Here is an 8,041-nt window from a genome sequence, read left to right as displayed (position 1 = left end):
CCAGCACATGTGTACGCATCCAAGGTGGTTCATGGGCGTCCCTCTCTTGCCCGGTGTCAACTACCTAGGCGGGCGCCTACCTAATTGTCGCCGCGCACACTCTCCCAATCCGCATCACTGAATGCCCGCCTTGAAACCCCGATCGAGCAGTGGTCCTACCTCGATGAGGGGGCTGATCGCCCATGGCTGAGCAGTTGCAGTGCTGCTGCGTAGCTGTCTGCCAAGGGAGTTGGTGCCGCGCCATGGCGTGCCAGTACCGCCGCGATGCGGGCACTCCCTTCTGGTAGCCGTGCGCTGCAAAGCCAGGGGAAGGCGTGGTGGGCACTGTGATGTGGCAACCCTCCCATCAGGGCGTTAAACCAGGCGCTGCAACGGATGTTGCGGCTGGCGTAGAGCTGCGTCTGTAAATTGGTGTTGTGCTGTTGCCACAGACCGTGGTGTTCGACTAGGCCGCGCAGCTGCACGATCCCGCCGATCACCCGTTCAAGGACCAACCAGAAGAGGAGATAGCGCCAGATTTCCCCGTGGACCACGGCAACGCTCAACATCGCCGCGTGCACAACGACAACGCCGATGCCATCTCCCAGCCTCGCGAGCCCCAGTCGCGGATCAACATGCTGCAGTTGCAGGCCTTTGATCGTGGTGTCAGTTATGAGCCCCACCCCACCGAACACCAGTATCCGCAAAGGCAGAAGGCGGCTCTGCAGCTGGCGGCGCAGGGGGCTGGCGTGCAATCGCTCCATGGGAAGCACATCCGTTCTCTCTGGATCGCGCGGGTCGCGACCGTTCCAGAGGTGATGCAGCCGATGCAGACGCGCGTAGGTGAGGTAAGGCCAGCCCATTGGCCAGCTGAGCAGGCAGGCGAAAGGGGTCTCGAACCTCCGCCAGCCAAGCAATGTGCCATGAACCATCTCATGGGTAGCGATCAGCAGCAGGGCGTATGCAGCGCCAGTAATGATCAACATGGCCCCAGAAGGCCAGCCCAGCGGCAGCATCCAGAACAGGCACGAGCCGCCGATCAACACACCGCTTAGCCCGAGCAGCCGAGCCACAGTCCAGGCCCGTTCAATCCATGACGGTGCCCCGCCTAGATCAGCGACCGCTGCGCAGAGATCACGATCCAGAGGCGTCATCGCGGCAAGGGGACAGAAGCAGGACCATCAGAGATGGGTGTCAATACGCTCCAATGCTGTCTGTTGGGAAGTATCACAATTCTGAACCAGTCGTTTGCAAAAACCAGCTACGCCGCGCTTGAACAGCGCCAAGGCCGCATCCTGCATCGTCAGAATCGATACCGCTTGCCTCTAGACCTCTGCTGCCTCCAGCCAAGGGAAGCAAGCCCCATAACAGCTTCGATCTGATTCTTGTCTTGGCTGCAGCCCTAGCGCTCATTGCTGTGGGCGTCAACACGCCCGATGATGCGCATGGAACCCTGGAGTACCGCGTGGCCCCGGATAAAACACGGGGCTGCATACCTGCTGCAGATTGACCTCGTCTGCCAAGCAGTGACCTCCATCGGGGCAAGAATGCACAGCCTCCATGGGGACCCTCGTAGACAGCCACTCGTATCCAGCACTTGAAAACTCCCCAAACGGGGGTATTAGCCAGCGGCAAAGACGCCGATAATTAAACGTGTATTGACCTAGCAGGATGCGAGGCTAGAATATTTATGCTCCTATTTTCTTGCCCAGAGGTCTTTATTATGAGCAGCATAAAAGCTAGCTGCTTATTAATCCCTAAAAAAATAGCACCTTAATCATGGAACCAATTCTCCGTTTTTTTACTTGGGTCGGCAATGCCGCAGGGAAAGCCTTCGGTAATCCCATGGAAGATCGCAAGAGTCAGCCGCCAAAAGTCGGTGCGCAACCTTTTACAGGAGATACTGGTGGCAGCCGTAAGGAACGCAAGTTGCGTAAGGGTTAACACGTCAACAAAGCCCCATTCGGGGGTAGCATTGACGTAAATACCTGACTAAAATACGTAGGTTTCTTAACCACATCACGGCTGACAATCTCGAGGCCGTGATGGTCGCAGACCAAGCAAACGTTCAGGCAAAGCATCTGCAGAAATTGATGCTGCTACAACAGCAGCACGATCGCCTGACCCTTCTCAAGGCCAGTAGCTCCGCGCAAATCAAACCTGCACGGTTGACCCAATCGCGGGCGAACTGAATGTCACCAAAGGTCCTCCGTCCCGGTATGGGACGCAGATTTCTTGGGACAGGCTCATCTCACCTTTTTGGCTAGTTCACAGGGCTGTGAGTTGCTCTTTTGACATTGCCTAATCTAATTACAACCCCCTCCTTGATAGCTCTTCCTCAAAGACCTTTCAGCATCCCTCAGTACTTCCTCACAAAGCCCCCACACTCCATCAGCACCGTCTTCTACCCCCACAACTCCAGACCCAGATACGCCAGTGCCGCTGCCCTTCCGAGACATAAAGACGCAGCAACCTCAGCAGCGGGTGCTTTTGATGCTGACTCCATCGGCTCCGATGCCACTGCCGAGTAGTGGAGCAGGTCTCCATCGGCGGTGGGGATGGTTAGGCGGAGCAGTTCTTGGCTGGGACCAGCAACTGAAAAGCCTGAGGATGATGCAGCAGCGTCCTTGTTGAGGATGTCGCTCTGAGCGCCTGCCCTCCCTTGCCCGGCTGCTCCGGAGACCCCTGGTTCCCCCACCAGGGGTTTTCTGTTGATCGCCCAAGGCTGGCTGGGGCTGTCCAGGGATCGCTAGCCGTTCAGATGATCAGGCAGGCAGCGGACAGAGCAGCGGGCAGAGCAATGGACCCGGCAGGCGGCAGGTGCGCCAGATGCCGCTGCCGGTACTCACCTCCACGCCGATCAAGCTGCGCTGGGTCTCCACCTCATCGTGCTCGATCCAGGCAATCGCCTCACTGAGCGCCTCATCCAGGCTGGGGTAGAGCCCATCGAGCTGACGGTGGGGTTCACAGCAAGCGTCAATCAGGCGGTAGCACCGCTGACCTGGGGCCTTGGTCGGTCGCAGACGTGGAATCAAGCTGGAAGCGACCAACAGTGTGAACGACAAGAACGTCCACTTTGCAGCGCTATCAGCGGTGGACCTGGGTTGCGCAACACGACGTTGCCTTGGGATCTAAGAGCTGTGGGTGGGCAGCCCTGGCCAAGCAGAATCATTGCTCCTCTCTGCAAGCTGATTGGCCCGCCTGGAAGCCCTGCTCAAGGTCAAACCAAGTGCTGAGGAGTGTCGTCAGACCCTCAATCAGCTGGCGGTCAGCCTGGCCGCAGAGCTCAGCTGGCTGGATCCACGCAATGCCTGCCTCAGCCTGAGCGCGGGGACCAGTGCCCTGCCGGTGCAGGTTTTGATGGAGCTGCGTGGCCCGGATCAGCTGGGCGTGCTGGTCAACAGCCGTGAGGGAATGGGATCAGGCGCCCCGCTCAGCCATGCCGTGCTGGAGCAGGTGCTCGATCTCCTGTTGAAGCTTTCGCCCGGTATAGATCTGACCTACCGCTCAGATCGCGATGGGCCGATCCGGCAGGGAAGTGGTCAGCGGACCCAGACCTGAGCAGCGGATTCCACAACCTTTTCCACAGGCTTTCCGCAGGGATCGGCACGCAGTGAGCTTGCTGCGGATCAACCGGTCCTGGGTCCGTCGGGATTCCATCACACGGTTGAGCCGCGGGGTCGCGGCCGGCCTAAAAGTTTGCGGCTTTTGAGATGACTGGCGATGGGCACTGCTTTTCTGGAGGCCAACTTGGACGTTGTCGATCCCGTCCACGCCAAGTCCATTGCCCAGGAACCGCTGGTTTTGCAGATCGAGCCGTCAGTGTCAGAAGGCCGACTGCCGTCCTGGTTCTCCCCAGGCAGCCTGGAGTCCATGCGGCCGTTGCTGGAGACGTTCACCACACTCAAGCCCCAGTCACTCGAGCAACTGCTGCCGGCGTTGGGCATCCTCGGCCTGGCGGTCGTTGCCGGTGTCGGCCTAAGGATCACAGCTGCGGTGCTGGGCAGCATTGATGAGCTGCCGATGCTGGGTCGGCTGCTGCAGCTGGTGGGCCTGGTTACGGCGATTCGATTCCTCTCCCGCAACGCCATGCAGCAGCAGCAGCGTGCGGCGCTGCTCGCCAGGATCCAGAAGCTCAAGCTGGACGTGTTGGGCTGATCGTCCTCCCGCCTGCAAAAATCTTTCTCCTGGCAGGGGGGGCTCCATCCCCGCAGGTCTTTTCATAGTTCCTGATCCTGGTTGTCGACGATGAGCCGCCGATCCGCGCTCTCACCCGCTGCTAGGGCTATCAGTTTCAGAGATTGCCAGTGGCTGTGAGCTGATCCCGCTGGAGGTGCAGATAGAGCTGCTCCGGCTCGCGGTACTGGCGAGGTAGGCAATGATGCAGGATCTCAAGTTTTTGCCAGCAAACCGTGCGGCGTGCCTTGTTGATCGTGACGCCATCGCGCACCAAGATGCGCATCGCCTTGCAATAGAGGTGGTACTGGGCTTCCAGTTCCCCAACGCTCAGGCTAGAAGCGGCCATCCCAACTCCTGGAGTGGTGCGAAACCATCCAAATTGAGTCCGGGCCCGTGTCGGAGTGGAGCCTTACAAGCGTTCACAGATCGGGCCTCCTTTTGTGTTTGCGTCCGCTGATCCAGCAAGTCGCCAAGCGAGGCCTTCCTGGCGCCCCCAGAAGCGATGGATGGCACCCTCAACTGCTCAAGACCCATTGGCGGAGCAGGCAGCTGCCGCTTTCCAGGGGCAGCTGATGTGATCCCAGTCTGCTGACAGAGTCGCCGCCAGCCGGGCGACTGCTGCGATTATTTCGGAATGTGAAGGATTGCGATCTATGGCCTCCGCTCCGCGCACCAGCCCATCCCTTCTGGATCAAACCCTGGCCCAGCTGCGCGAGCTGGCCAAGCGCCTCGGCATGCGCAGCTACACCAACCTGGCCAAGACAGAGCTACTGGAGGTGCTGGCCCAGGTAGAAGCCCATCCTGCTGCTCCCAGCAGCCCAGCTGCCACCGCAACGCCGCAGGCTCCGATCACTACCCAGGTGACGTTCCTGCCTCGCGATCCCCAGTGGGCCTACGTGTTCTGGAGCATCAGCGCCGCTGATCAAGCCCGTGCCGTCGCCGCTGGCGGCCAGCAGCTCTGCCTGCGGGTGGCCGATGTCACGGGTCTGCAGCACGGGGCCTCCCATCCCCATGCTCTGCAGGAGCTAGTGGTTCCGGCGAACGCCACCGAGTGGTATCTGCCGGTACCACTGAGCGATCGCGATTACCGCGTGGAGCTCGGCTACCGACTCGGCGCCGCTGGCTGGCTGAAGCTGGCGGTGTCATCGGTGGCGCGGGTGCCGGCCGAGGGGCCCAGCCCGGTGGTGGCGGATGTCTTTGTGCCCTTCTCGTTGGACGGTCCAATCGGACCGGTCAGCCAACCGTTGGGTGGCGGCGGCGCCGGTGTGGAGCATGAGCGCCTCTATCAGCTGACAACATCCGCAAGCCCCCAGAGTCGCCGAGTCGGCTCGGAGATGCTGCATGAGCACGATTTCACGGGGGATTACACCGGCCTGCTGCATGCCTCAGGCGTGGGCCTGTGGGCCAGCGGCCGCAACGAATCGGGCAGTGGTGTGCTGCGTCAGCGCTCCTTCTGGCTGGTCGCCGATGCGGAGTTGATCGTCTACGGCGCTACCGAGCCCAGCGCCAGCCTGTTCATCGGTGATGCGCCGGTGCCGCTGAGCAGTGATGGCACCTTCCGGGTGCAGGTGCCCTTCCGCGATGGCCAGCAGGTGTACCCGATCCGCGCTGTCGCCGCCGATGGCGAGCAGGAGCGCTCGATTCGCATGGAGTTTCAGCGCAGCACTCCAGAGGCACGGGTGAACAGCCGAGAAGAGGCTCAGCTCGGTTGGTTCTGAGCCAGCCGGGCCGGCGATTGCCCCTGTTTGGGGGCATCGCCAATCGTCCAGTGGAAGGAGACTGAATCCAGCGACAACCCGGAGATCTGCCATGACGGACTCCCATCCCCTCAGCGGCTCCAGCAGCTGTCTGGGCAGCACCTGCCTCAAGTGGGGCTCTGACGGCGAACTCACCGCATTGGATCTGAGCCTGGTGCTTGAGCGACTGGCGCAGGCGGACCAGGAGCTGACCAGCCTGCGCCAGGGCAGCTTTGATTCCGGGCCATGTCCCTCGATCAGCTGAAGGCCTTTATTGCCCGGATGCAGGATGACCCTGGTCTGGGTTAGGCCGTGCAGGCTGCTGCCACCGCCGACGACGTAGCCGAGCTCGCCGGAACCCTCAGCGACGAGTTCTCCGGCGATGAGCTGCTGCGCCTGTCGGGCCAGAAGGTGGGCCGGGTCACGGTGACCAAGCAGGACATTCCAGGCGAATACAACTGAGTCTGATCGGGGATGCCGTTCCTAGGCTGGTATCACTCTGAGAAGGGGTTCCCATGGCCACCTGTGATCTGCCGGCCTCCGAGGTCGAAAATCCCTCTGCTGCAGCCCTGCACCAGCTCAAGGAGTTGCTGGAGCGCGATACCGCGTTTGCCCAGGCTCTGGGCGCCACCGCCTCCACCGAGGCTGCGGCAAAGCTGGCAGCAGAGCACGGCATTGTGCTTGCACCGGAGGCACTCTGGCGCCATCGCGGCACCCTAGTCAGCGGCGGCCTGCCCACCTGGCGGGGCTGAATTAAGGGGATCGTTTCCAGCCGGGGGGACTGTTCCGGATGGGATCTGCCACCATTGCTGATTGCGGCATGCAATATCAGTAGTGGCAGGGCGGGGAAGGGAGTTGCCCAGGCCGCCGGACCTGTTGCAGTCTCTATCGGCTGCGGGGAGCTGGTTCGCGATCTGGAGCCGGGATGGGGACATTGCAGAGGGGCCAACACGCCAGGAGGTTGGCCGAACTCCTGCTTTCAGCTTGGAACAAGCATCCGGGTTAATGGCGACACGGACGGTCCTCTCAGTAGCTCGCAGCTTGGTGCGTTGCGATTCTTCTGGGCTAGTCGCCTTCCAGGGGTAGCAACGAGTTCATCGGCTATCTGCAGGTCATCGGCGAAGATTGAATCGAGCAATTCAACCCCGGTTAGACCATGACTCCAGATGTCAACCCGGCTCTTTGGTGGACAATCAAATAGCCAATCTTCCAGCGGGAAAACAACCTTTTCCTGGAAGAAGGTGTTCGGACCGATACAGCGCAGGATCACCATCCGGTCGCAATCGTTACGGTAGCGATGGACTCCCATGGCCCTAGCCTGTGCAATGAGATTCATGATGTCGAATCTTTTGTGCCATAACGGTCGCCATGCACACCGCTTTGGCGATTGTCCCCAAATGGGGCAGGCCGCCTGTGTATAACTCGTGGGACTTCCCTTGATCTCCAGAGCTGCTGTTACTGAGCTCATAAAGGGTGCCGTGGACATCGACTGCGACACACCCCAGGCAAGCCAGAAATCCGTACTGCTGCTGCTTACACTTTGGCCATTCAATGCAGGTGCCACCACCATCCTCTCGATCGGCGATGGCGACACCATCCGCGTCCTCCAGGCGGGTAAGGCGCTCGCCGTGCGGCTGGCCTGCATCGACGCACCCGAGACGGCCCAGAGTCCCTATGGCCAGCAGGCCCGCGCCTACCTGCAGCAGCGTCTGCCGATTGGCCGCGAGGTGTCGCTTGAGGTCAAGGCCACCGATCGCTACGGCCGCTCAGTTGCCGAGGTTTTCAGTGGCGTGAATATCAACCTGGTGATGGTGGAAGACGGCCAGGCCTTTGCCTATCGGCAATACCTGGGCGGCTGTGATGCCAAGGAGTATCTAGAAGCAGAAGAGCGGGCCAGTAGCTCTCGCCTTGGCGTATGGCAGGTTCAAGGGGACATCACTCGCCCCTGGGATTTCCGCCGCGGGCGCCGCTCAGCATCCATCCCCGATGGCACCACCCCAGGGGGGCGCCATTACCGCTGCAAGGAGATCGGCTCCTATGCCAAAGCTCAGGAGCTGCTGCGCCAGGGGCACAGCTATCTAGATGGAAACGGGGACGGAGAAGCCTGCGAATCCCTGCGCTGACTTGGGTTCTGGTGGTACGGGGAT

The 8,041-nt window shown here is 60.9% G+C and carries 10 protein-coding genes and 1 pseudogene; 7 read left to right on the top strand and 4 right to left on the bottom strand.

Features of this window, described 5'->3' with window-relative positions; translation table 11 throughout:
• Positions 1–155 precede the first annotated feature (155 nt).
• Both KBZ07_RS12920 and KBZ07_RS12915 read right to left on the bottom strand, forming a co-directional pair.
• Entirely contained in the window at positions 156–1,133 is a 978-nt protein-coding gene (locus tag KBZ07_RS12920) for a fatty acid desaturase (RefSeq protein ID WP_254931995.1), read from the bottom strand.
• 1,611 nt (positions 1,134–2,744) lie between these two features.
• Positions 2,745–3,014, bottom strand: a complete 270-nt coding sequence (locus KBZ07_RS12915; RefSeq protein ID WP_254931994.1) for a hypothetical protein — start codon at positions 3,012–3,014, stop codon at positions 2,745–2,747.
• Between the two features lie 157 nt (positions 3,015–3,171).
• On the opposite strand from KBZ07_RS12915, the gene KBZ07_RS12910 reads away from it, so the two are divergent.
• Positions 3,172–3,540: a hypothetical protein gene (locus KBZ07_RS12910; protein ID WP_254931993.1), complete on the top strand. Its 369-nt coding sequence runs from the start codon at positions 3,172–3,174 to the stop codon at positions 3,538–3,540.
• Positions 3,541–3,702: 162 nt separating this feature from the next.
• The gene (locus tag KBZ07_RS12905; RefSeq protein ID WP_254931992.1) at positions 3,703–4,137 is read left to right on the top strand and encodes a CAAD domain-containing protein; all 435 of its coding nucleotides are present in this window, start codon (positions 3,703–3,705) and stop codon (positions 4,135–4,137) included.
• 136 nt (positions 4,138–4,273) lie between these two features.
• Here KBZ07_RS12905 and KBZ07_RS12900 read toward each other — a convergent pair whose 3' ends face one another.
• On the bottom strand, positions 4,274–4,504 hold the full coding sequence (locus KBZ07_RS12900; RefSeq protein WP_254931991.1) for a DUF3136 domain-containing protein: 231 nt from the start codon (positions 4,502–4,504) through the stop codon (positions 4,274–4,276).
• 307 nt (positions 4,505–4,811) lie between these two features.
• Here KBZ07_RS12900 and KBZ07_RS12895 point away from each other — a divergent pair, with 307 nt between their 5' ends.
• The 4 genes and pseudogenes from KBZ07_RS12895 to KBZ07_RS12880 all read left to right on the top strand — a co-directional run bounded on the left by KBZ07_RS12895 (position 4,812) and on the right by KBZ07_RS12880 (position 6,646).
• A complete protein-coding gene (locus KBZ07_RS12895) occupies positions 4,812–5,876 on the top strand; it encodes a DUF4912 domain-containing protein (RefSeq protein WP_254931990.1) in 1,065 nt (354 codons plus the stop codon).
• 91 nt (positions 5,877–5,967) lie between these two features.
• Positions 5,968–6,159, top strand: coding sequence for a hypothetical protein (locus tag KBZ07_RS12890; RefSeq protein WP_254931989.1), 192 nt, complete (start codon positions 5,968–5,970; stop codon positions 6,157–6,159).
• Positions 6,141–6,356 (top strand): annotated as a pseudogene (locus KBZ07_RS12885) (Nif11-like leader peptide family natural product precursor). The gene KBZ07_RS12890 and the pseudogene KBZ07_RS12885 overlap by 19 nt, the downstream one beginning before the upstream one ends.
• A gap of 53 nt (positions 6,357–6,409) precedes the next feature.
• Entirely contained in the window at positions 6,410–6,646 is a 237-nt protein-coding gene (locus KBZ07_RS12880) for a hypothetical protein (protein ID WP_254931988.1), read from the top strand.
• A 227-nt stretch (positions 6,647–6,873) separates the two neighbouring features.
• Here KBZ07_RS12880 and KBZ07_RS12875 read toward each other — a convergent pair whose 3' ends face one another.
• Entirely contained in the window at positions 6,874–7,203 is a 330-nt protein-coding gene (locus KBZ07_RS12875; protein ID WP_254931987.1) for a DUF1830 domain-containing protein, read from the bottom strand.
• Between the two features lie 169 nt (positions 7,204–7,372).
• Here KBZ07_RS12875 and KBZ07_RS12870 point away from each other — a divergent pair, with 169 nt between their 5' ends.
• Complete coding sequence (locus KBZ07_RS12870; RefSeq protein ID WP_254931986.1) at positions 7,373–8,017, top strand: thermonuclease family protein; 645 nt, start codon at positions 7,373–7,375, stop codon at positions 8,015–8,017.
• Positions 8,018–8,041 lie beyond the last annotated feature (24 nt).

The organism is Cyanobium sp. BA20m-14 (genome assembly GCF_024346295.1).
This window is presented reverse-complemented; position numbering and strand designations above follow the sequence as displayed.